Source organism: Comamonas testosteroni, assembly GCF_000761245.1.
Classification (GTDB): domain Bacteria; phylum Pseudomonadota; class Gammaproteobacteria; order Burkholderiales; family Burkholderiaceae_C; genus Comamonas; species Comamonas testosteroni_C.
The window spans coordinates 41,697-67,993 of record NZ_AWOR01000051.1 but is presented as its reverse complement, the minus strand read 5'-3'; the positions used below and the strand labels follow the sequence as shown (position 1 = coordinate 67,993).

21 protein-coding genes are annotated in these 26,297 nt (G+C 55.8%); 4 read left to right on the top strand and 17 right to left on the bottom strand.

Annotation, left to right across the window (positions count from 1 at the left end; translation table 11 throughout):
• Positions 1-48 precede the first annotated feature (48 nt).
• Both P353_RS29575 and P353_RS29570 read right to left on the bottom strand, forming a co-directional pair.
• Positions 49-615 (bottom strand): GcrA family cell cycle regulator, encoded by a 567-nt coding sequence (locus P353_RS29575; protein ID WP_232776549.1) that lies wholly within the window; start codon positions 613-615, stop codon positions 49-51.
• A 250-nt stretch (positions 616-865) separates the two neighbouring features.
• Positions 866-1,489, bottom strand: a complete 624-nt coding sequence (locus P353_RS29570) for a hypothetical protein (protein WP_232776547.1) — start codon at positions 1,487-1,489, stop codon at positions 866-868.
• A 670-nt stretch (positions 1,490-2,159) separates the two neighbouring features.
• Here P353_RS29570 and P353_RS15450 point away from each other — a divergent pair.
• Positions 2,160-2,846 carry a LuxR C-terminal-related transcriptional regulator gene (locus tag P353_RS15450; RefSeq protein WP_034371198.1) on the top strand — a complete coding sequence of 229 codons (687 nt, stop codon included), beginning with the start codon at positions 2,160-2,162 and terminating at the stop codon, positions 2,844-2,846.
• Positions 2,847-3,036: 190 nt separating this feature from the next.
• Here P353_RS15450 and P353_RS15445 read toward each other — a convergent pair whose 3' ends face one another.
• The 7 genes from P353_RS15445 to P353_RS15410 all read right to left on the bottom strand — a co-directional run bounded on the left by P353_RS15445 (position 3,037) and on the right by P353_RS15410 (position 10,461).
• Positions 3,037-3,831, bottom strand: a complete 795-nt coding sequence (locus tag P353_RS15445) for an AlpA family phage regulatory protein (RefSeq protein ID WP_232776545.1) — start codon at positions 3,829-3,831, stop codon at positions 3,037-3,039.
• 420 nt (positions 3,832-4,251) lie between these two features.
• Entirely contained in the window at positions 4,252-4,461 is a 210-nt protein-coding gene (locus tag P353_RS15440) for a hypothetical protein (protein ID WP_034371192.1), read from the bottom strand.
• Positions 4,462-4,484: 23 nt separating this feature from the next.
• Positions 4,485-7,598, bottom strand: a complete 3,114-nt coding sequence (locus P353_RS15435) for an error-prone DNA polymerase (protein WP_034371190.1) — start codon at positions 7,596-7,598, stop codon at positions 4,485-4,487.
• Between the two features lie 15 nt (positions 7,599-7,613).
• Positions 7,614-8,924: a Y-family DNA polymerase gene (locus P353_RS15430; RefSeq protein ID WP_034371186.1), complete on the bottom strand. Its 1,311-nt coding sequence runs from the start codon at positions 8,922-8,924 to the stop codon at positions 7,614-7,616.
• Complete coding sequence (gene imuA, locus P353_RS28205; protein WP_232776543.1) at positions 8,869-9,669, bottom strand: translesion DNA synthesis-associated protein ImuA; 801 nt, start codon at positions 9,667-9,669, stop codon at positions 8,869-8,871. Before imuA ends, P353_RS15430 begins: the two co-directional genes overlap by 56 nt.
• Before the next feature lie 190 nt (positions 9,670-9,859).
• The gene (locus P353_RS15415) at positions 9,860-10,246 is read right to left on the bottom strand and encodes a type II toxin-antitoxin system VapC family toxin (RefSeq protein WP_080750557.1); all 387 of its coding nucleotides are present in this window, start codon (positions 10,244-10,246) and stop codon (positions 9,860-9,862) included.
• Positions 10,246-10,461, bottom strand: coding sequence for a DUF2191 domain-containing protein (locus P353_RS15410; protein ID WP_034371179.1), 216 nt, complete (start codon positions 10,459-10,461; stop codon positions 10,246-10,248). The genes P353_RS15415 and P353_RS15410 overlap by 1 nt, the downstream gene beginning before the upstream one ends.
• An 85-nt stretch (positions 10,462-10,546) precedes the next feature.
• Between P353_RS15410 and P353_RS15405 the strand changes: the two genes are divergently transcribed.
• Positions 10,547-11,371, top strand: a complete 825-nt coding sequence (locus tag P353_RS15405; protein ID WP_034371176.1) for a SprT-like domain-containing protein — start codon at positions 10,547-10,549, stop codon at positions 11,369-11,371.
• Positions 11,372-11,685: 314 nt separating this feature from the next.
• Here P353_RS15405 and P353_RS15400 read toward each other — a convergent pair whose 3' ends face one another.
• From P353_RS15400 to P353_RS15375, 5 genes are all read right to left on the bottom strand, one after another.
• The gene (locus tag P353_RS15400) at positions 11,686-14,190 is read right to left on the bottom strand and encodes a heavy metal translocating P-type ATPase (RefSeq protein ID WP_080750556.1); all 2,505 of its coding nucleotides are present in this window, start codon (positions 14,188-14,190) and stop codon (positions 11,686-11,688) included.
• Between the two features lie 299 nt (positions 14,191-14,489).
• Positions 14,490-15,416, bottom strand: coding sequence for a copper homeostasis membrane protein CopD (gene copD, locus P353_RS15390; protein ID WP_034371167.1), 927 nt, complete (start codon positions 15,414-15,416; stop codon positions 14,490-14,492).
• A 4-nt stretch (positions 15,417-15,420) separates the two neighbouring features.
• On the bottom strand, positions 15,421-15,807 hold the full coding sequence (gene copC, locus P353_RS15385; protein WP_034371164.1) for a copper homeostasis periplasmic binding protein CopC: 387 nt from the start codon (positions 15,805-15,807) through the stop codon (positions 15,421-15,423).
• Positions 15,808-15,916: 109 nt separating this feature from the next.
• A complete protein-coding gene (locus P353_RS15380) occupies positions 15,917-16,888 on the bottom strand; it encodes a copper resistance protein B (RefSeq protein WP_198529078.1) in 972 nt (323 codons plus the stop codon).
• 25 nt (positions 16,889-16,913) lie between these two features.
• Entirely contained in the window at positions 16,914-18,821 is a 1,908-nt protein-coding gene (locus P353_RS15375) for a copper resistance system multicopper oxidase (RefSeq protein WP_034371161.1), read from the bottom strand.
• A gap of 366 nt (positions 18,822-19,187) precedes the next feature.
• On the opposite strand from P353_RS15375, the gene P353_RS15370 reads away from it, so the two are divergent.
• Together P353_RS15370 and P353_RS15365 are read left to right on the top strand one after the other, a co-directional pair.
• Positions 19,188-19,871 (top strand): heavy metal response regulator transcription factor, encoded by a 684-nt coding sequence (locus P353_RS15370; RefSeq protein WP_034371158.1) that lies wholly within the window; start codon positions 19,188-19,190, stop codon positions 19,869-19,871.
• Positions 19,872-21,302 carry a heavy metal sensor histidine kinase gene (locus P353_RS15365; RefSeq protein ID WP_034371155.1) on the top strand — a complete coding sequence of 477 codons (1,431 nt, stop codon included), beginning with the start codon at positions 19,872-19,874 and terminating at the stop codon, positions 21,300-21,302.
• Between the two features lie 324 nt (positions 21,303-21,626).
• Here the strand turns inward: P353_RS15365 and P353_RS15360 are convergent, their stop codons facing one another.
• The 3 genes from P353_RS15360 to P353_RS15350 are packed head-to-tail and all read right to left on the bottom strand — an operon-like array spanning position 21,627 to position 26,289.
• Complete coding sequence (locus tag P353_RS15360) at positions 21,627-22,676, bottom strand: DMT family transporter (protein ID WP_034371152.1); 1,050 nt, start codon at positions 22,674-22,676, stop codon at positions 21,627-21,629.
• A 38-nt stretch (positions 22,677-22,714) separates the two neighbouring features.
• Positions 22,715-23,086, bottom strand: a complete 372-nt coding sequence (locus P353_RS15355; protein WP_034371149.1) for a hypothetical protein — start codon at positions 23,084-23,086, stop codon at positions 22,715-22,717.
• Between the two features lie 59 nt (positions 23,087-23,145).
• A complete protein-coding gene (locus P353_RS15350) occupies positions 23,146-26,289 on the bottom strand; it encodes an efflux RND transporter permease subunit (protein ID WP_034371147.1) in 3,144 nt (1,047 codons plus the stop codon).
• Between the last annotated feature and the right edge of the window lie 8 nt (positions 26,290-26,297).

Genomic DNA, 26,297 nt, shown 5'->3' with positions numbered 1-26,297 from the left:
AGCTAGAGTCTTGCCCATAGCGGCCTCCTAGGTTAGGAATCACGCCCACTAATTGCCATACAGCTGTGCTGTACGTGGGTCATCCATCACAGAGGTGATAGCCGTGGGGCGAGTGACCTCAGGCGCGAAGCTTGACTGAGCCTCTGAGGGCGGCACAGCAGGGGTTACGCTACCCTGTGCCGAAGCATCCGGCCCGTAGTTGTTCCGGCGCTCATCTGCGGTCATGGATTGCGGGCATTTCGAACCCGTGATCTCCAGTGCCACGCGAGCAGCGGGATCCATGCAGTCCATTGCCAGCGAGGCTGCCTTCATGCCCTTGTTCCAGAGCTCACGGCTCATTTTCAGGCGCTTGCAATGCTCGTCCGTCCAGGTTGTGCCGAAGCTCACGCCAAAGCCAGGGCCGTTGGCACTGCCGCTGCTGCTGCCCATGCAGGTGTCATTGCTGGTCGTGAGATTGGGGCCGCCCACGCTGGGAACGTTCTTCAGTGTATATGTGCCGGTGTACTCGACGATGTTCTTGGACGTCCCGGACACCGTGCTGTTCAGGTTCTGAGTGGTCGTGCCGTTTGTTGTGATGTTCTGGTCGGAGGTTGACGTGGATCGGCTTTCCATCATGGCCGTTGATCGGCTCTCTGCCGGAGATGCAACCGGATTGACAATGGTGACTGACTGGTTCTGCTGTGCCCCTACTGATGAGGAGTTAGAGGAGCTTTGCGCGCTGCTGTCGGCACTTTGCGCATAGCTGCACAAAGGAACGCAAAGACTTAACAGAGCTATGGAGAGTTTCATGCTTTGCTCCTACGTTGCCCGAGCCCGGCCAGGCAGCTAGGCCCGGGACAAACACAACTATCTTGGGATAGCTGCCTTAGTTGGCATTGGCCGTTGAGCCTGCACCGGCAGTACCGGAGGTGCCACCGCCGTTGGAGAAGTAGCCAGCGTTACCCCAAGAGCCGGCATTCTGATGGACGGTACCCACAGAGCCTGCGTTCGATGTGGTATTGGTCAGCGAGCCCCAAGGTGAGGAAACGGCTCCCGATGTGGCGTTGTAGCCAGAGGTGGTGCCCGCATTGTTGTGGACGTAGGCCAGGCCGCCGCCGGGGCCGGCGCCAGTTGCAGCAACATTCGCGGTCTGAGAAGAGGCGCCGCCAAAGGCAGTGCCGTTGACAGGTCCTGCGTTATAGCCGGCAGCAGCAGCCGAGCCCGCATTGGCATTGGTAGCCGCTACGCCGCCCGCAACACCGTTGCCAGAGGTGGCGGAAAGGCTCTTCACATTACCGAAGGTAGTTGCGCTACCGCCGACAGCTGCTCCACCGATGCCAAAACCGCCTGCACCGATAGCGCCACCAGCAGCGTTTGCATTCGACGTTGCTCCGGAGGTTGCACTATTCATGCTCAGCGCACTTCCGTTGCCCGAGCTGGCCGCACCCGACATCGTGGCAGACGATGCGCTCGACGTCGTGTTGGTAGCAGCAATACTTGAGCTGCTCACAGCAGCAGATGCAACACCAGCCAACGCAATAACCGCCATGGCAATCACAGACTTTTTCATGATCGTTCCTTTGAATAGCGAGTTTTCAGACAAGTGAAAGAGAGAGTGTGTGTGAGCAAAAGACCATTTGCAGATATGCAAAAGTCCCCTGTTAACCGTCAACAAGTTCTGGAGTGCTTGGTTACGTTCCAAAACAAGCGTTCGGTAGTGGCAGTTTCAGAAAATGACTGAGAAACAGTAATACCCTGTTTAAAAATATTTTCTTAACTAAATTAATTCAATAAAAAACTGATTAAGTTATTGTGTTTTATACATGGTGCGCTATTGAAGAAATAGCATCCATGGGAAAATTCTTACAGTGTTAAAAAAAGTAATTTGTATTTCTGTTTACTTTCCATGTCTAATGTTTCAACAACAAAGGGTTTATATCTATTTTTCACGCATCTACTTTAATCGATACCACATATTATAGTTTTAATTTGTAAAAATATAAACTACGTATTTCTTTATTTACTTTTAGTGGATTTTTAAAAAGGGAAATTTTATTTTTCGCGTGACTTCCAACCAATCCATCTACCTGCTGGGGTGTCACATGTATCTATCCGACGCATCTATGAGCTCACGGTCTGACGTCGGCAGAACTGAAGGCGCATCTATTGCTTTCGGTGGCATGTGGCCATCCGACATGAAGGGTCAGCAGAGCCAACCTGTGCGAGTCTTTCTGGTCGACGAAGACAGACACATCAGGAACGTAATCGCGCAGGAGCTCATGCGTGACCCGCGCACTCTTCTTGTAGGGCAGGCGTCCAGCTACAAAGAGGCTCGTAAGAACGTCTTTTCACAAGAGTTCGACGTACTCCTCATCGACCTGTCTATTGGCGAAGGCCAAGGAGCTGAGCTGCTGGAGTCCATCCAGCTAAAAAGGCCTGACGTGCTATGCATCGCAATTTCTGCAAGTGAAAGCGACGATGCGGCCATGGATGCTCTTAAGAGAGGCGCTGTTGGATACCTGGTGAAGAATTCGTGGTTTGGAAGCTATTTGCAGGCCGTGCTGGAAGTAGCCAATGGTGGAGCTGCGATATCTCCCCGGGTGGCGAAAAAAATCATTCCAAAAATATTTAATGCAGCTATGCAGGGAGAAAAAATCTTCACGCATAAAAAATTTGAGTCACTGACTGAAAGAGAAATAGATATATTGAAGTTGATAGCTCAAGGAAAAACCACTCAAGAGATATCGTCCTACCTGGAAATCAGCCCTTTGACCGTGGCAACACATGTAAAAAATATTTATGGAAAAATGCAGGTCAGAACCAGAGCACAAGCTGTCAGATATGCGATGCTGACAGGTATCATTTAAAACCGATTTTTTGTGTGAATTTCAAGTTCGAGATAAATGGAATTTTTCTTACAGATATTCTTTGATTGAGTATTTTTGATAAGAGAATTTATTCGTAAGGTTGAAGACGATTTTTACCTGACTGCTTTCAATTGTGCAGCCCTGTTTGGTAATGTTCAAAAGCCTTGGCAACCTGGATATGGGCAAGGCTTTAGGCGGTAGAGACCATAGTGCCTGGATACCACTCCGCAATCATCATTGCTGCTTGTGCATGAGCCACTTGCCAGTGCTCCTTTGAGGTGCTGCCAGAGTGGTCCGGCAATTCAATGTGCCGATCCGCAGCCCGGATAGCAAACCAGAGCCCGCTACCCCAACCATCGTTAAGCGGTGGCTTATGAAGTGCCGGTGAAGTAATCACGATCACCCTCTTACCAGCCGCCCGGGCGTAGCCAATCTCAACCAGAGTGTCATAGCCTTCCAGATCTTCGAGATAGGCCACAACTACATCAGCCCGTGAAATGCCTTGGAGCGCTCCACGGTATGCCGCGTTCTGAGCTATATCAGGCGAGCACGAAGTCACTCCATGCATGTACCCGTAGTCGCTGCCTCTGGCCTTCCAGGGGCCCGAGTACATGAACCTTGTGCGCGTTCCATAAAAGACCATTTCTTGCGGCGGCGCGATCAGTACCTCAGCTTCCGAGCTTTCCGTTCCTAAAGCACCGAGGGCACTGGATTTGGAAACATCGAAGATTCCCCAGCAAGAAAGGTCCCCGCCTGACTTCTTGTTTTCTACAGGCTCTCCCATCCTGCCCGCCATGTAGACGAGGGGGAGTGCGAGATTGACTTGGCGAGCTGCTTTTCTAGCCTGTAGCCAGTTATCAATATCAGCCTCGAACCAGCCAATGCTTCTATTGCTCATCGGCGTTGGGTGAGGAAACCTGTCCTGACGCAAGAGCTTGTAGAGCATCGATTTTGATAGCGCTGTCCGAATCAACACCTCATCCATAGGGATGACATGTTTAGTGACAGGTGACGCGCTCTCCCTAGACATATGGCCTCTTGAACTCAGGTGTTAGGTGCATGCACCGCAGTTAATCTATGCAATAAATATTATTTTTTGATAGCCGTCTTCAATGTAGGAGACGCTCTAGCATGAAAGTAAAGTAAGAACGATTAGCAATGCTTGTTGATCACTTCCTCACCCGTGGGGAAGCGCGGTGCGATAACTCCTGGCCCGAGAGTGAGATAAGTTGAGTGGTTGAGTACGCGAGGCTATCTGGCTAGGAGAAAAGGATTTCAGATCAGCCTGAAGCCTTCACTTGCGAGAATGCATTCAAGGGCTACTTCTGGCCGAACTCAGTCGGTCACGACCAGCAGCCTAGTCAGCAGCAACCGGCACAGGTGGTCAGTTCAACCAGAATTGCGTCTAGGCCGCCACCAGCTCCACAGGCCCAATACCGAGGTAGACCTGCTTGCCAGCAAGATCGGTGACGCTCCAACGGTCATCTGCTACTTGAGTAATTTTGTAGTTTTCCGGTGTAAAAGGCAGATCCATATTTTCTAAGTAACCCAACCAGGTCCCGTAGCGAAGTACAGCTGATGGTGCGATTTCGCTTGTATTTGCTTTGAATTTCATAGGTCGCCAATCATGCCCGATCCTCATTTAAATTCTCGGCTCTCGGTGGAAAGACGGCCCAAGAGATGGGACAGATCAGCCAGTCGCTCAGCGATCAGGTTGCACACTTGTCCTTGGCGCTGCCAACGCCCTTCGACTGCAAGAAGGCGTGACCCTAGCAGCACCTGGCGCTGCTCATCGCGCACGTCGCGCCAGACAATGACCTGTGTGCTGCCCTCCTCGTCTTCCAGCGAGACGAAAACCGTGCCGTTGGCCGTGCCCGGTTGTTGCCTCAGCGTCACGATGCCGGCAGTCCGCACTCGCTCGCCGCTGACGACAGTGCGCAGCTGCCTGGAGGTCTTGAGCTTGTACTTGTTCAGCCGCGGCCGCAGAAGGCGCATGGGGTGACTGCGCAGCGTCAGGCCTGTCGAGGCGAAGTCCCATAGCACCTCCTCTCCCTCGGGCGCTGCCGGCAGTTCCAGGAAAGCTTCGTCAACCGTGGCCACCTCTAGTAGCTCTGGCGCGGCGTGCATGGCTGCGGCATCCCAAACCTGTTGGCGACGGTGCCCAGATAGCGTGGCCAGGGCACCTGCAGCCGCTAGAACCTTCATCTCGTGTTGCTGTAGACGCACACGCATGGCAAGTTGCTCAGCGGTGTCGAACGGTGCTCGATGACGCTCCTGTGCAATACGCTGCGCGCTGGTGCTGCGCAGGCTGGAGATAAGGCGCAGGCCAAGCCGAACAGCTGGCTTGGATTCGATGTCTTCGATCGTACAGTCCACCTCGCTGTGCATCACGTCGACAGGTCGTACTTCGACGCCGTGGCGGCGCGCGTCCTGGACCAGCTGGCTGGCGGAATAGAACCCCAGCGGCTGACTGTTGAGCATGGCCGCAAGGAATGCGGCAGGCTCATGGCGCTTGATCCAGCAGCTGGCATAGACCAGCAGAGCGAAGCTGGCCGCGTGACTTTCTGGGAACCCATATTCGCTGAAACCTTTGATCTGCTCAAAAATTTGCTCTGCGAACTCGCGCTCGTAGCCGCGTGAGGTCATGCCGTGCACGATCTTGTCGTAATACTTTTCGAGGCCACCTTTGCGCTTCCAGGCTGCCATGGCTCGGCGCAGGCCATCGGCCTCGCCTGCAGTGAAACCTGCCGCAAGCATGGCCACCTGCATGACCTGCTCCTGAAACACGGGCACGCCCAAGGTGCGGCCCAAGGCCTCCTTTAGCGCTTCGCTCGGGTAGCTCACGGGGTCAATGCCCTGGCGTCGGCGCAAATACGGGTGCACCATGCCGCCCTGAATCGGGCCAGGCCGCACGATGGCCACCTCGATCACCAGGTCGTAGAAGCGCCTGGGTTTTAAGCGTGGCAGCATCGTCATCTGCGCGCGGCTCTCGATCTGGAACACGCCAACCGTGTCTGCACGGCAAATCATGTCGTAGGTAGCCTTGTCCTCTGCAGGAATGTCCTGCATCGAAAAATTGAAGCCACGGCGCCGGCTGATGAACTCCAATGCTCGTCGGATGGCCGACAGCATGCCCAGGGCCAACACATCAACCTTGAGCAGGCCTGCCGCATCCAGATCATCCTTGTCCCATTCGATCACTGTGCGATCCGGCATCGAGGCGTTTTCTACTGGAACCATCCTGCACAGCAGATCTCGCGTGAGCACGAAGCCGCCGGTGTGCTGGGAAAGATGCCGTGGGAAGCCGATCAACTGCTCCGTCAAGGTGATGAGCTGCTGCACCGCCAGCGAGCTCGTGTCCATGCCGAGCTCATCGAAACGTTCCTGACGAATGCTGCGGCCGTCGAACCACTGCTGACCCTTGGCAATGGCGTCGACCACTTCGAGCTCGAAGCCCAAGGCCTTGCCCACATCGCGGATGGCGGATCGAGGCCGATAGGAAATGACGGCAGCCGTCAGCGCAGCGCGGTCGCGGCCGTACTTCTGGTACAGGTACTGAATGACCTCTTCCCGGCGCTGGTGCTCAAAGTCGATGTCGATGTCGGGTGGCTCGTTGCGCTCCCGGCTGATGAAACGCTCGAAGAGCACGGACATGCGCGCGGGATCTACCTCCGTCACGCCCAGGCAGTAGCAGACTACGCTGTTGGCTGCGGAGCCCCGGCCTTGACAGAGGATGTTGCGCGACCGGGCAAATGCCACGATGTCATAGACCGTGAGGAAGTACGGTTCGTACTTCAACTCGCAGATCAACTCCAGCTCGTGCTCGATCTGGTGCTGTACCTTCTCTGGGATGCCGCCTGGCCAGCGCCGCCCTGCGCCCTCGTAGGTCGCCTGGCGCAAATAGCTGGCGGCCGTGTGCCCTGCAGGCACGACTTCATCAGGGTATTGGTAGCGCAGTTCGTCCAGACTGAATTTGCAGCGCTCAGCGACCCTCAGCGTTTGAGCCAGCAGCTCTGCGGGGAATGTTTGGGCCAGCCGTAGCCGGCTGCGCAAGTGCCGCTCCGCACTGCGTTGGAGCGCATAGCCGCATTCAGTGAGCGGCTTGCCGACGCGCGTGGCCGTCAGCACGTCCTGCAGGGGTTTGCGCGAGCGCACATGCATATGCACGTCGCCCACGGCCACGAGCGGCAATGCGGTTAGATCGGACAGCTCCCGCATGCGATGGAGCCACAGCTCATCATCCAGCCGGCGCACCAGATCCACACCAATCCAGCAGCGGCCCGTGAAATGTGTCAAAGCCCAGCCGCCCATGGCGGCTAGCTGTGGGTCTGTCGCGCAGCGCTCTGGACACAGCAGCACCAGGTTGTCGCGAAGCTCCTTCCCATCGATCTCATCGAGATCGAGCCGATATGTCCCCTTTTCGGAAGAGCGGCGCAGCTTGGTGATGAACTGGCACAGATTGCCGTAGCCGTTGAGATTCTGGGCCAGTGCCACCAGGGTGAATCGTGCCTCGCTGCTATTACGCGGCTGGATGCTGAACTGTGCGCCCATCAGCAGCTTCAAGCCCGCTTGTTTGGCTGCAACGTGTGCGCGCACCACACCAGCCATCGAACACTCGTCTGTAATGGCCAGGGCGCTGTAGCCGAGCTCCTGGGCACGCTCTACGAGTTCCTCCGGCCGGCTGGCCCCACGCAGGAAGGTGAAATTGGAGATGCACCGCAGCTCCGCATAGGCAGGCAGGACGTTTTCCATGACGGTCGCACTCTCTCAGGCGTAGTGCCCGTGCAGGAACCAGGCGGTTTGGTCGCCGGCGAGGCGTGCCTGGAAGATCCAGAGCAGACCTGCATGCTCGCTGCGGGCAACCCAGTAGTCACGCTGCACGTTCAGTGGGATTTCTTCGCCATTTCCCTCTTCATGGCCACGATGCCACCAGCCACCCTCGACTCGATCAGGACCAAGCAGCAGCTGCAAGGACCCTTGATAGATCGGGCGATTGGCGCGCTCTATCAGGCGTATGGGCTTGTCCAGCACCCAGCTGGGAAGCGGCAGCTCGTGCACAAGGTCGGACTTGGAAGCAAGGCGAGCTTCGGTCGAGCCCCACTCCTGCATACATTCGAGACGGTGATCGGCCGTCAGCTGTGGCAGACGCACCGCGCCATCGCCCAGCCGTGCCTGGATTCGCTCTAGGGCCAACTTGGTGGATTGAGCTCTATTTGCAACCTCTGGGATCAGCGAGCGGCTTTCCTCAACAATGGGCTGCACCTCGGTAGCCAGGATCTCCAGCTCACCAGCGGGTGCGAGCAGCTCGACCTTGGCCAGATGCTCGCCGAGCAGCCGAGCGAAGTGCTCGACGTTCTGTGTTGGCTCCGCTGTACGGATGGTCAGTTCGCCTCCGGTACCGGCATCGCGAGCACGCATGTCGTCATGACACCACCGCAATGTGAACGCAGTAGCCCCCAGCTGACGAGCTTTGAGCCAGCCCGCCATCTGCAGAAGCAGCCGCCGCGCTCCGAAAAGCATGGCAGGTGCCAGATCCACGCGACACATGAGCTCCAGTCGCGCTCGAAAGGTCTCAGGCACTGTCGCCCAGGCGTAAGCCTCTGGCCGCAGGCCATATGCGCGGTCCATTGCTTCAAGAAGCTCTTTGTCGAAGCGACGCACGATGCCGCCGCGCGGCAGCGCACGCACTTGGCCAAGGGTTCTGCATCCAACCCTCGCCAAGGTCGGCTGATGCTTGGCCACTGCGGTAATTCGCTCCAGCAACAGACGATCAAGCAGGCGCACCAACGGCTCGTGGAACCCATCGCTCATACCTTGTCGTGCCAACGCAAGTGCTGCCAGGCCTGTCGGTGCCCATGCAACGCTGGCTCCGAGTTCTTGCGCCCCAGCCTCCACCAGCGAATGCAACGCCGCTGTGCCGCCGAATAGCCGCATACTTGCCTCGACCTCCAGCAGTACGCCCTCTTCGACCATGGCCACGCGCGGCGTGAACTGCAAAGCCCAGACCGCCAGCGACTGTAGATCAATGGGCGATGCGGAGCTTGGAAGCGATATGGGTATGAGAGCTGCCCAATGCATGGTGCACCTCCTGTGGAATGCTTGGCACTGGAATGCCAAGGTTGCGCATACGAGGCGGAATGATGGAATTCAGATTGCCCGGAACAGCACTCAGGTGCATTACTTCGACGGCAGCACCACCCCGGCGTTTGCGGATCTGCACATCAATGTCCCAGCCCTGGCCGAGAGATACAGAGAGCCGCAGTGGTGCCGGCGAGGCGTCCCGTAGGGCTGACTCGGGACGAATCAAGAACACTGGTGCATCGCATGCATGCGCGTGAACCTGCAGACGGCGAATCTGGTCCTGCCTTGCTTGAGGAAGCCAAGCAATCACAGCACCGTCTGGCTCAGATTTAATGAGTTGCTCTGCGGCCCACAGCCGTTCAGCCGGCCCCTTGGCATCAATCCAGACAAGTTGCTCTGGGGCAAGGCCGAGCTGAGCAAGGCCCATTGCGAGTGGAGTCTTCGGAGGAGCAACCAGATAGACCCGACTACCCTTGTCCGCCAGCAACTCAGGCAAGGCTGGCCCGAGCAACCGCCATTCACACAGCGCGGCCTGGGGCAGCAGCAACTCGCTCAAGCCATGAGTTGGCCAACCCCCACCGGGCAACGCGGCATTGAGCTCCGTAAAACCAGTAGGGAAAGCTCTCCCGGTCGAGCGTGCTACCTCTGTGCCGCGCCAAACCGCCTGCGCAAGGTGCGACGGCAGATGCCAGCGGTCAAAGTCACCGGGATCGTGTGTGATGGAGTGGGTTGCGGCATTCATGGCTTTTACCTGTATGGGCATACAGTATAAAAGCCTTGATGCAGATTTGCACCTGGATGTTGGCAGCGCTTAATCAGTGCTGCGGATTGAGGAGCAGCACTGCAGGTCTAGCCGTTGTCCGCGCAAGTTCAGGAGGCAGTGCATGGCGGTCTCTGCTTATCCGAGAGTCCAAGAAGGGCTTCCCCGACTCTCAATGTGTTGGTATGGCATAGGCCACGCCAAGCTGAGCGGCCAACTCAGCAAGGCGTCGATCTGCAGTCCATAGCAAAGCGCCTGGTGTGATTAGCGTCGAGGCCAGCAGCGATAGATCTACCAAGCCGCAGCCCTTACCGAATAGCTTGTTCTTCTCAAGGAAGGCCAAAGTCTCGGGAATTGAAGCTTCCTGGCTCGGCCGCAGCATGGCCAGGGCTGCGAGCGTATCGGCACGCGGCGCTGGCGGCGTGCCACAGGCCAACTCTGCATGCACCATGGGATGCATCAGCACGCTGTCTTGCACCAGGAGCTCCTGCAGGTGAATGTCTGCCTCCCGAAAATGCCTCACCCACACCGATGTATCGACTAGAACGGACACCGGCATCAGCGAGAGCCTTCTGCATCTGCCGCGCTGCCACGGCGTGGCACATCAGGCATGTCTGGCGCGCTTCCGCCCAGGGCAGCCAAGCGCTTGCCTGCCTCGACGCGAGTGAAGGTTTCAAGCGCCAGGCGTACCAGTTCAGGCACAGCAATACCGGGCGCTGCAACAGCGCGGGCACGGTTCACGACTTCGTCGTCGATCGTAAAGGTCGATCTCATGGCAACTCCTTTAACATCAAGTTTGATGCATTGTCGCATCAGACGGGATGTTTGTGAATGATGATTTGTATTGCACAATACAAATATGACCCAGCAGCCAAACCAGCTTGACCTTGTGCCCACGCCCTCACCCCGCTTGGCACCTACGCAGGAAACCTACAACGAGCTGCAGATGGCCTACGACCATTTCAACGAGCGGCTGTTTGAGGGGCAACTTCCAAGCTGCTTGATTACGCTGCAGCGGGAAAAGCGGACTTTCGGATATTTCTCGGCTGCCCGCTTTGCCTCAGTGGACGGCTCAACGACCGACGAGATTGCGATGAATCCGACCTACTTTGCTGTGGTACCAATCATCGAAACACTCCAGACCCAAGTTCATGAAATGACGCACTTGTGGCAGCACCACTTTGGCAAGCCAGGCCGAGGCCGGTACCACAACGAGGAATGGGCACGAAAGATGGAAAGCATTGGGCTCATGCCCTCTTCCACCGGGCAACCCGGTGGCGCGCGAACCGGTGATTGCATGGCGGACTACGCGGTCGCAGGCGGCAGGTTTCTGACTGCTTGCCAGGAGCTGCTGACGGCAAAGTTTCAGCTCAGCTGGTACGATCGTTTCCCTTCGGTAGATCACGTACTTGCAGGCCAAGCCAGCATGGCCAACCACATTCAAGGAATTGAGGGCAGCAAGCCGCCGATGGTCAGCATGCCCGCATTGGCAGAAGCTTTGAAGCCCGCCGGCCAAGCTTTCGCGACCGCTACCGATGAAGAGGGGGGACTAACTGCACCTGCGAACAAGTCGAACCGAGTGAAATACAGTTGCACCGGCTGCAAAGATTCGATATCCGTCTGGGGAAAACCGGGCATTAAGCTGATATGCGGTGAGTGCAGAAAAAGTTTTGACGTTCAATAAATCATCAACGACTGGAGATTCATCAAGCGCACGCATAAACTTCGCTCGTTTGACCGGACTGGCTAACATCTGCCTGCATTCCATTCTGGCTTGCCTTAGAAAGAACAACTGACAATCATTCGGTTTCCGGTATGGAAACCGACTGGACTGTCCCGCTACAGTAGTTAATTCCCAGCCTCTTGCTCAGGCACGCTCAAACGTTTTGAGCGCAGTCCGGCACCATCAAGCTCAGTGCTTGTATTCACCCGATGAATGACCCCGAGGCATTGAGCGGAACGGCCGCGTAAGTAAACTGAAAATCACCAATGTAACCGCTACCTTCTTAAACGCAGTGCATTGAAGATCACAGACGCCGAACTCAGGCTCATAGCAAGTGCCGCGATCATTGGCGACAGAAGCCACCCTGTGAACGGATACAGAACTCCCGCTGCAATTGGCACACCAATTCCGTTGTAGATAAAGGCAAACAGCAAGTTCTGTCGCATATTGCGCACTGTGTCAGTTGAGATTTCACGAGACTGGGCAATGCCACGCAAATCACCCTTGACCAGCGTGATCTGACCGCTGTTCATTGCTACGTCAGTCCCTGTTCCCATGGCTACACCTACATCAGCTTTTGCCAAGGCTGGCGCATCGTTGATCCCGTCACCAGCCATGGCAACCACATGGCCTTCACTTTGCAATCGCTCCACGAGAGCTAGCTTGTCGGCGGGCTTGACTTCGCCATGGACTTCATCAATTCCAAGCTTGGCACCAACAGCCTTGGCTGTGGTCAGACCATCTCCCGTTGCCATGACAATTCGCAAGCTGCTTGCATGAAGTGTTTGAATGGCATCCAAAGTGCTAGCTTTGATAGGGTCTGTTACTGCCAGGATGCCTGCGAACTTCCCATCAGCCGCTAAATGCATGATGCTTGCACCCTCTCCTCGCAGGCGTTCTCCGTCCGCTTGCAAGGAAGATACAGAAACGCCTTCTTGAGCCATCAGTGTGGTGTTGCCTAATGCCAAGCGCCGCCCCTCAACGGTTCCACGTACACCAATACCGCTGGCGGAATCGAAGTCCACAGGTTTAGCGAGTTGCAAGCCTTGTTCACGTGCAGCTCGGACGATGGCGTCCGCAAGCGGATGCTCGCTACCCTGATCCAAGCTAGCGGCAAGCCTCAAAACTTCGTCAGCGGTGAAATCTGGAGCAGGAATCGCTTTATCGAACGCAGGCCGACCTTCTGTAAGGGTGCCCGTTTTATCTACGATGATCGTATCCACTTCGCGCATTTTTTCGATGGCGCCTGCGTCACGGAACAAAACGCCTTGCTCTGCAGCGCGCCCCGTGGCCACCATTACTGACATGGGTGTGGCCAAGCCTAGCGCACATGGGCAGGCGATGATGAGTACCGCGACGGCATTAATCAACCCAAAAACCCAACTGGGCTCTGGGCCAAAAATTCCCCAGACGAAGAAGGTCACTACAGCGACTAGCACGACAACCAGAACGAACTTTCCAGCCACTACGTCGGCCATTCGCTGCATCGGTGCCTTCGACCGTTGGGCCGATGCAACCATCTGAACGATCTGGGAAAGCATGGTGGCAGCCCCCACCTTTTCTGACCTCATGACCAGAGCTCCACTCGTATTGAGTGTGGCGCCGATCAGTTTGTCGTCAACGCGCTTTGTCACAGGTATTGGCTCGCCCGTGAGCATCGATTCATCAACGGCGCTTTGACCTTCCGTGACAATTCCATCCACGGGTACTTTCTCGCCTGGACGTACGCGCAGCAGGTCTCCGACATGCACGTGGCTGAGGGGAACATCTTCCTCACTCCCATCTGAATTGATACGCCTTGCCGTCTTAGGAGCTAGGCTAAGCAATGATTTGATAGCGGCCGAGGTCTGAGAACGAGCCTTCAGTTCGATGATCTGCCCCAACATCGTCAAAGAAATGATGACTACCGCTGCCTCGTAATAAACCGCTACACGACCCATAGATACGAACGAGTCGGGAAACACGCCTGGCGCCAGCGTCGCTACGAGGCTGTAGACAAAGGCGGCTCCCGATCCCAAGCTGATCAACGTCCACATGTTCGGACTGCGGTGGATGATTGACTGCCAGCCTCGAACAAAAAAGGGCCAGCCCGTCCATAGCACCACGGGCAGGGAAAGTGCCAACTCGACCCACGTTTGGGTCTGCATAGTGAACCAGCCGAACTTGTGTCCGAACATGGCCAGAGTGGTAACAATCAGCGTGAGTGGCAGCGTCCACCAGAATCGCCGTTGGAAGTCTTGCAACTCACTGTTGTCCTCTTCTCCAACCGGGATCAGTGGCTCAAGAGTCATTCCACACTTGGGGCAGTTTCCAGGATGATCTTGCCGGACCTCCGGATGCATCGGGCAGGTATAGATCGTTCCGGCCGGAACCACGCCCGAGTCATCAAACGATTTCTGATCTGAATGACTTGCAGCCACATGAGCATGTTCGTGCGAGCTGAGCAACTGGGCCTCAGGCACCAAATTCATTTGGCACTTGGGGCAGCGCCCGGGATGATCTTGATGGACTTCAGGATGCATTGGGCATACATAGACTGTGCCCCCTCCTGCGTGATCAGTCTGCTCGTTACTCGATATGAATTGCGCGGGGCCATGAGCAAATTTTTGCTGGCAACCGTCACTGCAGAAGCGATAGATCCGTCCTTCGTGAACTATCCGATGGGGCGACTGTAGAGAGACAGTCATGCCACAAACAGGATCCAGCAGAGGCTCGGCGTCAGTTTTGGTGTTTTCCAACTCAACTGATTCTGAAGAAGATCGATGCTGATGATGTTGCATGCAGATGGCCCTTCGCGATGTTGGATCGATTCTTGGCTCTTACACCATGTGAATGTCAAGCCAGAATCTGCTTGAGAAATAACTCTGTCCACCTCTTCTGAGGTACCGCAACTTGAGTACGGTGTTTGTGGCCATCTCAATCCACGAAATGATTCTGGGGTTGAGGTGGCCTTTGCCATGACTACATGACACGGAGATCATCCAAGCATGAATCCTCCGAAGCGATGTACCCTTCCTCTGCGTGTGCAGTTCTGCCTTGTGCAGTCCCCGTGTCAGCTGTCGGTGGGTGATCTAAAGGTTCAAATTCCTTTTGGCGAAAGAATCCCTAGCCAAGCCACACTCGCCAAAACCAGAACTGCCAGTGTTGCTTCCATGAACAGACTCTGGCGTAGCTTGGCGACTGCTTGTGCATGATTTCCAGAGGTCAACGATGCCTCCAGACTTGGACTTAGCCTGAACCGATTTGCCGCAGCCAAAGCAAGCATTCCGAGAACCAGCATTAGCTTGCCTAACAGCAACTGACCATAAAGTGTCGAAACAAGCGGATCAAGCGAAGGCCCTGCGATCAATACGTAGTTGAGTACACCACTGATCCCCAGAACGACCACGATCAGCGTCCCGATCTGGGCGAAGCCATTTGATGTACGGCTCAATATTGCTACTGTGTTTGATGCCTTACTCGCACCCGTTACGGCCAACATCAAAAAGGCGAGTAACGCACCGACCCATGCCCCTGCAGCCCAGAGGTGCGAGATGTCCGAAGCCAGGTGAATGTATCCGCGCATTCCATCGTCCATCGCACCATGACCAGTCCAAGCCAGGGTCGCCAGTGCCACACCGCTAGATACGGACATGGCAACAAAGCGCAACGTTGGATTGAAGTTCACCAATGCGATCAAGATGCAAAGCACCAACGCAAGAATACGAATGCACCAAGCAAGGCCCATGTGGGTGCCGGTGATGAGCATCTCGAAAACATGTGTTGATAACTCGGCATATGTTTGCGCACCAGACATCGCCTTGGCAAGGACTGTCATGCTGACCACGGACAGCCCAATTCCGAATGCAGCAAATGCACCGACACATATTCGATAGCTGCGCGCAATTGCCAAGGATCGCTCGTCACGGCCAAGGGCATAAACGCCAAAAATGGCGACGCCAAAGGCCGCTGCCATGTCCAGATAAAGCGCAAGGCGCAATACGATGGTGAACCAATCCTCGGCCATTTGCTTACTTCACCTGGAATGTGACGTTGCCATTGATAGGGTGTGTGTCTGACGACACTGCACGCCAATCCACGCGATAGGCACCGGGTTGAAGTGCTTGCGCAGGAGTAATGATCATGGTTTTGCCATCGCTAGCGCCAGAGACGCTTGCGCTGACCTTCATTGCACCGTGACTCGGCATTCCGGGCATACCCGTCATGATCAAGTTCGCAGCCGAGAACTGAGGAACCAGCGTTTCCGAGAACTTCAGCTCAATCGTTGCAGGTGCAGCAACCTGCGACTTATCCGCAGGTGACGAGGAGACTAGCGAAGGATGGGCAAATGCTGCAGAAGCGAACAGAGTTGCGGCGATTGGTGCGATGAACTTAGCGACCAGGTTTGAGCGGTTCATAAGGACTCCTATCTAAGTGTGATGGTGGTTTGAAAATCGATGTCGAATCTAGCTCTATTGGGTTGGCGCCCCCGAGAACACGCCAACTAGGAAGTGCACATTGGTCTGGCTAGAACCAGAAGCGGACACCGGCCACCCAACGTGTTTGCTGAGCACGGCCGCCGTCTGCGCGAACGAGATCTGCAGTACGCCCGAAACTGCCTGCACGTTCGACACCGATATAGGGTGCGAACTGACGGCTGAACTCGTAGCGCAGTCGCAGGCCAGCAGATGCTTCAGCTAGGCCCTTGCCGATATGGCGCTCTGGATCATCCTTGCCGTAAAACTGCATTTCAGCCCTAGGCTCAAGGATCAGGCGCTGAGTCAACAATAGTTCGTAGCTTGCATTTAGGCGAAGCGCTGTTCTGCCGCCACTGCCGACATAAGCCGTAGCCTCAACCTCGAACCAATAAGGGGCGAGTCCCTGCACGCCAAATGCCAGCCATTGACGGCTAGGCCCCACTCCGTTGTCTAAGCGCAGACCAAGCTGTGTATCCCAATAGGTTGTTGCCGCGCGGCTCCAAAGTAACTCTGTGCGCGACTCTTCGATCTTTCCTTTGGATACATCGCCTTCTGCCTTCAATACAGCTTTGTTGAATGTGGTTCCATACCATGCCTGCAAGTCATAGGCCGTTGAATCATCACCCCTGCGTGAAAAACGGCGCTCCAGGGTCTCACCACGCAGCGAGGCAAAGGTATGTTCGTCCGCAAGCATCAAGCGCGGGACGCCAGGCACCGCGTAATCGCCCGATCCTAAGGTCAACCCATTGGAATACCCATGAGGGTCGCGAGCATCTGGAGGTGCGGATCCCCCTTGCATCTGCATGCTGCCGTGATCCATCGCAGGGCCGCTTGCAGCGCTGCCAGTCATAGCACCATGACCTGCATGTGGATCAGCTGTAGTTGTGGCAGGGCTTGCCGGTGCTTCCATTTGCATATCCGCTTGGCCATGCGATGAATGGTCGCTTTGTGCCTGGGCCGCAATGCTCACCAGAGCGAGGAGCGCAGTGGACAATGCACGAATTGGGAGTGCTTTGGACATTTTTGATCTTCCTTGTGAGGTTTGTTCAAGACACTACGACTTCGCGGAACATGCCTGCATCCATGTGGAACATCAGGTGGCAATGCCATGCCCAGCGCCCCAGAGCATCTGCTGTCACCAAGAAGCTGATGCGTTGTGCAGGCTGTACTGGCAAGGTGTGTCGACGGGCCAGGAATCGACCATCAGGGCTCTCCAGTTCACTCCACATCCCATGCAAGTGCATAGGGTGAGTCATCATGGTGTCGTTGTGCAGGATGACCCGTAAACGCTCACCGTGACGGAAGTGAACAGGCGTTGATTGCCCGAACTCCAATCCATCAAGAGACCAGGAATAACGCTCCATATTGCCCGTCAGGTGCAACTCCACTTCTCGCCCAGGACCGCGCGAGTCCATCGGACCTGAAGGTGTATGCAGATCTGCCAAGGTCAGCACCCGCCTGCCGTTATTGCGCAGACCGATACCGGGATCGTCGAGATTGGTGCGGGCCATATCGACTCGCATATCTGTTCTCGCGCCATATTCAGTGCGAGCATGGCGTGCGGTGGTGCTGGGCACTGCCAAGCCCCCCGCAGACATGGCATGCTGACTATGGTCCATCGCCATACCACCGTGATTCATGCCGCCCATCGCACCATGATCCATGCCGGCCATTGCCCCCGACATACCAGCCATACCCGTCATCCCAGACATGCCAGTCATGCCGGTCATCCCAGACATGCCGGTCATCCCAGACATGCCGGTCATGTCCATGTCGGCTCCGGAAGTGCCATGGCTCATGGCGCCCATCATGTCGCTCATACCCAGCCATTCGACGGGATCGAGTGCGGGGACAGGAGCTTGCAGACCTTCGCGCACTGCTAACGTAGCGCGTGCGTAGCCTGTTCGGTCCATCGACTGAGCAAAGATCGTATAGGCGTCATCACGTGGCTCGACAATCACGTCTATGGTTTCGCCAGGGCCGAATCGGAATTCATCGACAGTCACAGGCTCTACGTCGACGCCGTCAACATGCACCACCGTGAGCTTCAGACCCGGAATACGTACGTCATAGAAAGTATTGCCCGCGCCATTGACCATGCGCAGTCGGACACGCTCGCCTGGGCGGAAAAGAGCAGTCCAATTGCCGGCAGGTGTGACGCCATTTGCGAGGTAGGTCAGGGTCGCAGAAGAGAGATCGGCTAAATCCGTTGGATTCATGCGCATCTCGTTCCACATCTTGCGCTTGTCTAATGCCGCTGACACGCCATCACGCGATGCATCACGGAAGAAATCAAAGACCGTGGGCTGGTTGTAGTTGTAGTAGTCGCCCTGAACCTTGAGCTTTGCGAAAACGCGCATGGGGTCTTCGTCAGTCCAGTCAGAGAAGAGCACGACATGGTCACGATCTGCACGGATAGTCTCAGGTCCTGCGGGATCAATGATGATCGCTCCATACATGCCGGTGAGTTCCTGCATGCCTGAATGTGAGTGATACCAGTAGGAACCGCTTTGCTGAACCTTGAAGCGGTAGGTAAACGTCTCTCCAGGAGGAATGCCCGCAAAGCTGATGCCTGGAACTCCATCCATCTGGTAGGGCAAGATAATGCCGTGCCAATGAATAGAAGTGGCCTCGCGAAGCTTGTTCGTGACGCGAATCGTCACCGTCTCACCCTCTCGCCAGCGCAGGGTTGGTGCAGGAAGCGATCCATTGATCGTTGTCGCCATGCCAGGCTTGCCCGTAAAGTTCACTGCGGACTCGGCGATCACCAGATCGAACTCGTTACCCTTCAGCACCGGCGCGGCCCCACGGACTGTTGAGCTCTGCTGCGCGAATGCCATGAGCGACTGCGTTGACAGGCCCGCCAGCACGCCTCCTGCGGCCAGTCCCTGAACGAAGCGCCGACGAGAGAACCCTTGAGTGGGAGTGACAAAAAATGGCGAATGACGCGGCATAAGGTGAAATCCTCCAGAGCTTTCAACAAAATCGTTTTCGGCGACGCTTGCTTGAAGCAAAGAGCGCTCGATATGTTCAGTATGCTAGGGCGCGCTGAATTTCGGTGGAGTGACTCGCTCATTACATTCATGTAATGCTCGCGTCATGTTCACTGCGACTGGAGGCGTCTATCAAGAAATGCCTTCGTTGCAGCCAGGAGGTTCACTCTGCTCGCCACGCTTGATGACTGACCAGGAGGGAGCAACTAGGCAGTGTTAAGTCTTTCTATCGCCAGGATTTCAGGAGCATTACATTTTTCTTATCTTCATGTCAGAGGGCGTCAAACTAGGCACACTCTTGAGCATCTACTGCAGCGGAGCGATTACATGAGGGTTTTGATTGTCGAGGATGAGCCTAAAACAGGTGAGTACCTGCGCCAAGGATTGACCGAAGCTGGCTACATTGCTGATCTGGTTCCAAATGGTTCAGATGGCTTGCATATGGCTCTGCAAGGAGAATACTCATTGGTGATCTTGGACGTCATGCTGCCGGGTCTCAATGGTTGGCAGGTCCTCCAAGCTCTGCGTGATCGGGGACTACATATGCCGGTTCTGTTCCTTACTGCACGGGACCATGTCGAAGATCGCGTCAAAGGGCTAGAGCTCGGTGCAGATGATTACCTGGTGAAGCCGTTTTCGTTTGCGGAGCTACTTGCCAGAGTTCGCATCATTCTTAGACGCGGACATCCGGCCAACGAAGGCACTACTCTGACTGTTGCAGATCTTGAGCTAGACCTGCTGCGTCGCCGCGTATCTCGCAGTGGCAAACGTGTTGATCTCACTGCCAAAGAGTTCGGACTCCTGGAGTTGTTGATGCGCCGACATGGGGAGGTGCTGCCACGTTCATTGATCGCATCACAGGTATGGGACATGAACTTCGATAGTGATACCAATGTCATCGAGGTGGCCATGCGCCGTCTGCGAGCCAAAATTGATGAAGGCCACTCGATCAAACTGATCCAGACCGTACGGGGAATGGGCTACGTGCTTGACGTTCCTGAGGAGGAATAGGTGCAGCGTCTCAATCGCAAGGGAAAGCTCTCTTTAACTAGTCGTTTGGCCCTTTTCTTCACGTCTGTTGCGGCAGCCGTAGTGCTTGGCTTAGGTGGTTTGTTCCTAGTTGTTACAGAAAAGCATTTCGTGGAACTGGACCGAATGACGCTTCAGGACAAGCGCCATTTGATTGAGAAAATTCTCCAGAACACCAAGTCGGTCGATGATGCTCGTTGGCGTTTAAATGAGGCACTGAACTATCACGAGGATCTTCAAGTCCAGGTGAAGGATGCCCAAGGAGAAACCGTATTTCAATCGCCCGCATCCGGCTTTGCAGTGCCGGATCGCAACTCGGGTTTTATCGACAAGGAAGGATCGTTTGGGGTGTGGCGGCACGCAGATGCAGAATTCCACACCTTGAGCTTTGAGACGCTACCGGCCTACGCACCGTCACCATTAAAGGTACTGATCGCTGCAGACACAAAGCATCACATTCAATTTCTCGACGGAATTCGAGCAAGCTTCGCCATTTATGTGATTGCCGCAATTTTGCTGTGCTCGCTTCTGTCTTGGCTCGCCGCTCGACAAGGGCTGGCACCGCTGCGAGAGATGAAATCACGGGCGGCAGTTGTGACCGGGCAGAAGATGAGTGAACGCATGCCGGTCGAGGCTGTGCCCGTTGAAATGGCCGATCTGGCGCATGAGCTCAATCGCATGCTGGATCGGTTGCAGGATGATTTTCAGCGACTGACAGATTTCGCGTCTGACTTGGCCCATGAACTACGTACACCCATCAGCAACCTGTTGACCCAGACTCAGGTTGTGCTGGCGTCCAAGCGTGATGCCGCGACATACAGAGACATTCTTGCCTCGAATGCCGAAGAGTTTCAGCGTTTGGCTCGCATGGTGTCAGATATGCTGTTCCTGGCCAAAACCGAACGGGGCGTGAGCTTGCCGCGTAAGGAGCAGTTCTTCGCAAAACAAGAAGCATATGCATTGCTGGAGTTCTACGAGGCTGTCGCGGAAGAAAAGCAAATTCATTTGAAATTAAAAGGCGATGGACTCATTGATGGTGATCGGCTGATGTTTCATCGTGCTGTGAGTAATTTGCTATCTAATGCTTTGCGCTACACGCCGCAAGCAGGCATGGTCACCATCGACATTGAGACCGCAGCTTCTTGGACACTTGTCACTGTGGAAAATACAGGACAGGACATTGATCCCAAAGTCCTGCCCAGGTTATTTGACCGATTCTACCGAGCTGACCCTTCCAGGGCTCATCCGGACTCAGACGGTAGCGGATTGGGTTTGGCGATCACCCGAGCGATTGCTGAAGCCCATGGCGGCGCCATTACCGCCACTTCAGCCGATGGACGAACTCGCTTCACTTTGAAATTCCCCACTCCGCAGCCGAATTCCTCAGCAGATCAGAAAACAGGTTTTTCTTGAAAGAAAGAAGACACTATCCGCAGCAAGATGTCTTTGCTGAACTTGAGCCGCAGCATTTCGTCTGCGGCTTCTCAGCGTTAGCCAGCTCGGCTGCGGCTAACGCCAATAATTCTGGAGTGTATCCAGCTGCGAGCGCTGGTCTTCACTGACCATCATTCCGATACGAGATGACTGGTCTACTTGTACTGACCACTGCCAGCAATCGACCCGAAGCAGAAATCGGTGCATTTAAAGTAGATGACCTTGGATTCAACCGGCCAATACAACATGTATCTGAACGCATATGCTCCCCCAAAGCGAATTCAAGAGAACCAGCAGCAATAGTCAATGTTTATGGTCGTGCTGGTGATGAATGTCCGGGAAATGCTCATGGGTGTGCGTCATAGGCTCATGAGTGTGTAAATGCGCGTGCTTACCCGTTGGCATCGACCCATCCTCATGGACATGCTGATGATGCTCATCATGTTCGTGCTCATGACTATGTTCCAGCAACTCATGGGTGTGCTCGTGCTGATGGGTTTCAGTAAGGTGTAGCCAGACCCCGATACCCATCAGAACGCCAGCAACGAGCAGTCGAGGCGATGCAGGCTCTCCCAAAAAAGCGATGGCCAGCACGGCTCCAAAAAATGGCGCGATGGAGAAATACGCGCCTGTGCGGGCTGTTCCCAAGTAGCGCAAGGCGATCACGAACAAGACCAGACTCGTGCCATAGCTCAGGAAGCCAATCACCGTACCCAAGGCCACGACTCCTGGTAACGGCCAGACTGCGCCAGTCGCCAGAGCCAACAGCAAATTGGTAGCGCCGGCAGCCAGGCCCTTCATCATGGCAATGAAGGATGCATCGGCAATCGACACCTTACGGGTCAGATTGTTGTCAATGGCCCAGGACAGACAAGCACCGAGCACTGCAAACGTGGGCCAGAGGCTGGCAGTGCCTGTTTGGCTCGGCCAGCTGAGCACGATTGCACCAGCGACGATCGCCACCATACCCAAGGCGATACGGCGATCAAAGTTTTCTTTGAACACAAACCACGCGAGAACGGCTGTCAGTACGCCCTCGGCGTTGAGCAGCAAAGATGCGTCGGTCGCAGCCATCCCAGACAAGCCTGTCATCAAAAGCAGCGGCCCCATCATGCCGCCTGCTACAACGGCTCCGGCAAGCCAGCCCATCTCATTACGTTTCAGGGCTACGGCAGGAGCTTGCGTAACCAGCCTGTAGATCAGCAAGCCGATGCCAGAGCCGAGGTAGAGAATGCCTGCCATCAACCAGGGACTGGCATGCTCCAGCAGCATCTTGACTGCTGGTGTACCTGCACCAAACAGAACTGCTGCGCTGAGTGCGGCCACAACTCCACGGTTTGCCAAAACATTCATAACTACCTCGTCTTACCTATGCCTTGTCGAGCTGGGTATTACTTCACCGAAAAACGCACGGTGACAGTTTGGCCTTCAACGCCGGTGATTGCTGCAACAACTTTGCTGCCCTTGGCAACCTTGATGCCCATTGCTTCAAGTTTGTTGCCACCGGCAGGCTTGATGTCGGCTTCAGACTTTTCCGCACCGTTGAGCACGGTCAGTTTTCCGCCCATCTTGCTCACGTCAGCAGGATCGTCGTGATCAATTACGTAGATGGCCGCACCATTGGCTTGTGGAACCAGTTCAAAGGACAGATCGCTGGCCGATTGGACAATGCCGCCGTGCTGAGGCTTGGCAGTGCCATGAGCCATGGCGTTCATGCTGATCAGAGAAAGGCCGAGGACAGCTGCAGACAGCAGTTTTTTCATAACTATTCCTAGCTAAAGCGAGGCGCATCAAGGGCTGCGCCTCAAAGCCCGTAATTGCTTTAAAACGCTTCTTGCTGCTCAGGCGTGCCTTCGGCTTCTGGATTTGAAGCCAGAAGCTTTTCGGTGGCCTTTCGGCCAAATGCCAGGTACATCAGTGGAGTCAACAACGTATCTAGGAGCGTGGAGCTCACCAAACCACCGAAGATGACCACCGCGACAGGGTGCAAGATTTCCTTGCCTGCGGCATCTGACGACAGCAGCAAAGGCGTCAGGGCAAACGCAGCTACCAGCGCAGTCATCAGCACAGGTGTCAGGCGCTCCAGTGAGCCGCGGACAACCATGGACTGGCCGAACTGCTCCCCTTCAAACTTGCAGAGGTTGATGTAGTGGCTCACCTTGAGGATGCCGTTGCGAACTGCAATGCCTGTCAAGGTAATGAAGCCCACCATGGAGGCCACGGAGAGCGTGATTCCCGAAAGCCACATTGCAAGCACACTGCCCACCAGAGCCAACGGGATATTGGCCATGATGATCAAGGCCAGCGTCGTGGAGCGGTAGCGTGTGTAAAGCACCAGGAACACCAAAGCCAGAGACATCAGCGATAGCCACGCAATCTTCTGCGCAGCCTGCTCCTGAGCCTGGAACTGCCCCTCCAGAGAGATGGAGTTGCCTGTCGGCAGCTGGGTGCGATCTATCGCTGCGCGGATGTCACGCACGATACGACTCATGTCTGATCCATCCGTATTGGCATAGACCACGATGCGACGACGACCGTTTTCCCGGCCAATCTGGTTGGGTCCATCCGTCTCGGAGACCGTCGCAATCGCTGAGACAGGAATCCTGCCAGCCGGCGTGTCGATCAGGGTTCTAGCCAGGTCTTGCGGGCTGCGACCTTCATCGGGCAAACGCAACACCAGCTCGTAGCGACGAGTGCCATCCACGATCTGTGCACCATGAGCACCATCCGTCAGCGCTTGCAGCACACGAATAGCCTCACCGGGAGCCAACCCCACCTGGGCGGCTTTCTGATGGTCAAGACGCACAGTAATCTGAGGAATCAGCACTTGCTTCTCGACGGTCAGGTCAACCAGGCCAGGGATGCTCGAAAGGCTTTGGCGCATCTGCTCGGCCAAACCACGCAGCGTGTCGGTATCGTCACCGGAAATTTTCAGGGCGATCTGAGCGCGGACACCAGATAGCAAGTGATCCAGCCGATGAGAAATCGGCTGGCCCACCGCGACTTGTGCGGGAAGCACAGACAGCTTTGCACGAATATCGGCCATCACGGCTTCACGATCACGCTCGCTGCGCTTCAGATCAACGTCGATCTCTGCAGAGTGAACCCCTTCTGCGTGCTCATCCAGCTCTGCGCGACCTGTTCTGCGCCCAACCTGGGTGACCTCGGGCACTTCCATGATCAAGGTCTCAGCCAAGGAGCCCATTCGATTGGCTTCTGCCAAGGACGTCCCCGGATTGAACACCATGCCCAGAACCAGAGAGCCTTCATTGAAGGCTGGCAGGAACGCTCTCGGGAAGAAGGGAACGCTGGCCAGTGCAATCACTACTGCAGCCAAGGCCGCAGCCATCAGTGCCTTGCTTCTTGTGAAAGACCAAGCCAGCAGCTTTTCATCCCATTGCTTGAGGCGTCTGACGATGGGGCTGTCGCCGTGATCAATGCGCTTCATTCTCGGCAAGAGGTAGGAACACAGTACCGGCGTCACCGTCATCGACACCAGCATGGAAGCCAGAATGGAGATGATGTAGGCGATGCCCAGCGGCGAGAACAAGCGGCCTTCGACGCCTGGCAGAGCAAACAGGGGCACGAACACCAGCACCACGATGGCTGTGGCATAGACGATGCCGGAGCGAACCTCCACACTGGCTTTGCGGACAACCTCAAGCGTCGGCGCCGGGTGCTCCAGCTCCCGGTTTTGCTTGAGTCTGCGCAGAATGTTTTCTACATCCACCACCGCATCGTCAACCAATTCACCAATGGCAATGGCAAGTCCACCCAAGGTCATCACATTGATGGATTGGCCCAGCCAGTGAAATACCAGCGCCGTGGCAGCCAGCGACAGCGGGATCGCGACTAGTGAGATCAGAGTGGTTCTGGCTGAAAGCAAGAAGGCAAACAGAACGATGGCGACCATGATGGCTCCATCACGCAGTGCCTCTGTCACGTTGCCAATGGAGGCTTCAATGAAATCCGCCTGTCGGAACAGGGCTCTGGGTTCGTTGATGCCTTCAGGACGGCCCTTGCTGAGTTCTCGAAGCGCTTGCTCGATGTCACGCGTCACGCGAACGGTATCGGCCTCAGGCTGCTTCTGAACGCTGACGATGACCGCAGGAGAGCCGTTGTAACCACCGTCACCGCGCTTCATGGCCGGAGCAAACCGGACATTGGCAACTTGCTCCAGGCGGATCGAACGGCCATCTCGCCATGCCACCGCCGCTGACTGCAGGTCTTCGACCTTGTTGGTACGCCCAATGTGGCGGATCAGATATTCCCTGCTATTGAGGTCTATGAAACCGCCGCCTGCGTTGCCAGCAAACCCCTTGAGAGCCGTTTCCAGCTGAGAAAGGGTGACGCCGAACTGAGCCATCCTGGCGGTGTCAGGCTCGACACGCAATTGACGTACTTCACCCCCGATGGGAATGACTTGCGAAACCCCTTGGACCGCCAACAAGCGGGGACGCAGCACAAAGTCTGCATACTCCCGTGCCTGCATGGGTGTTGCGGCAGATGCGCCTTTTTCGCTCACATTCAAGGGCAGGGCCAGCAGCATGACCTCACCCATGATGGAGGACACAGGGCCCATCACCGGCACCACATCAGCGGGAAGTCGCTCGCGTACGAGCGCAAGCCGCTCCGCCACCAACTGGCGATTGCGGTAGATGTCAGTTCCCCAGTCAAACTCGGCATAGAGAATCGACAAACCGACCCCGGACATGGAGCGCACGCGAGTGACCCCCGGCATGCCATTCAATGCTGTTTCAATGGGGAAAGTCACCAACTGCTCGACTTCTTCGGGGGCCATGCCCCCGGCTTCGGTCAAAACAGTGATCAGAGGTTTGTTGAGGTCCGGGAAGACGTCAACAGGCGTTTTGACCGCCGTGATGATTCCGTAGACCATCAATATCGCAGCGAACGCCAGCACAAACAGCCGGTTATGCAGGCTGTTACGAACAATCCAGTTGAACATGTGTCACC

Coding starts and splice junctions, on each gene's coding strand:
- P353_RS29575 (WP_232776549.1), bottom strand. CDS start 615: ATGATGGAAAGCCGATCCACGTCAACCTCCGACCAGAACATCACAACA.
- P353_RS15450 (WP_034371198.1), top strand. CDS start 2,160: ATGTGGCCATCCGACATGAAGGGTCAGCAGAGCCAACCTGTGCGAGTC.
- P353_RS15445 (WP_232776545.1), bottom strand. CDS start 3,831: ATGGATGAGGTGTTGATTCGGACAGCGCTATCAAAATCGATGCTCTAC.
- P353_RS15440 (WP_034371192.1), bottom strand. CDS start 4,461: ATGAAATTCAAAGCAAATACAAGCGAAATCGCACCATCAGCTGTACTT.
- P353_RS15435 (WP_034371190.1), bottom strand. CDS start 7,598: ATGGAAAACGTCCTGCCTGCCTATGCGGAGCTGCGGTGCATCTCCAAT.
- P353_RS15430 (WP_034371186.1), bottom strand. CDS start 8,924: ATGCATTGGGCAGCTCTCATACCCATATCGCTTCCAAGCTCCGCATCG.
- imuA (WP_232776543.1), bottom strand. CDS start 9,669: ATGAATGCCGCAACCCACTCCATCACACACGATCCCGGTGACTTTGAC.
- P353_RS15415 (WP_080750557.1), bottom strand. CDS start 10,246: ATGCCGGTGTCCGTTCTAGTCGATACATCGGTGTGGGTGAGGCATTTT.
- P353_RS15410 (WP_034371179.1), bottom strand. CDS start 10,461: ATGAGATCGACCTTTACGATCGACGACGAAGTCGTGAACCGTGCCCGC.
- P353_RS15405 (WP_034371176.1), top strand. CDS start 10,547: ATGACCCAGCAGCCAAACCAGCTTGACCTTGTGCCCACGCCCTCACCC.
- P353_RS15400 (WP_080750556.1), bottom strand. CDS start 14,190: ATGCAACATCATCAGCATCGATCTTCTTCAGAATCAGTTGAGTTGGAA.
- copD (WP_034371167.1), bottom strand. CDS start 15,416: ATGGCCGAGGATTGGTTCACCATCGTATTGCGCCTTGCGCTTTATCTG.
- copC (WP_034371164.1), bottom strand. CDS start 15,807: ATGAACCGCTCAAACCTGGTCGCTAAGTTCATCGCACCAATCGCCGCA.
- P353_RS15380 (WP_198529078.1), bottom strand. CDS start 16,888: ATGTCCAAAGCACTCCCAATTCGTGCATTGTCCACTGCGCTCCTCGCT.
- P353_RS15375 (WP_034371161.1), bottom strand. CDS start 18,821: ATGCCGCGTCATTCGCCATTTTTTGTCACTCCCACTCAAGGGTTCTCT.
- P353_RS15370 (WP_034371158.1), top strand. CDS start 19,188: ATGAGGGTTTTGATTGTCGAGGATGAGCCTAAAACAGGTGAGTACCTG.
- P353_RS15360 (WP_034371152.1), bottom strand. CDS start 22,676: ATGAATGTTTTGGCAAACCGTGGAGTTGTGGCCGCACTCAGCGCAGCA.
- P353_RS15355 (WP_034371149.1), bottom strand. CDS start 23,086: ATGAAAAAACTGCTGTCTGCAGCTGTCCTCGGCCTTTCTCTGATCAGC.
- P353_RS15350 (WP_034371147.1), bottom strand. CDS start 26,289: ATGTTCAACTGGATTGTTCGTAACAGCCTGCATAACCGGCTGTTTGTG.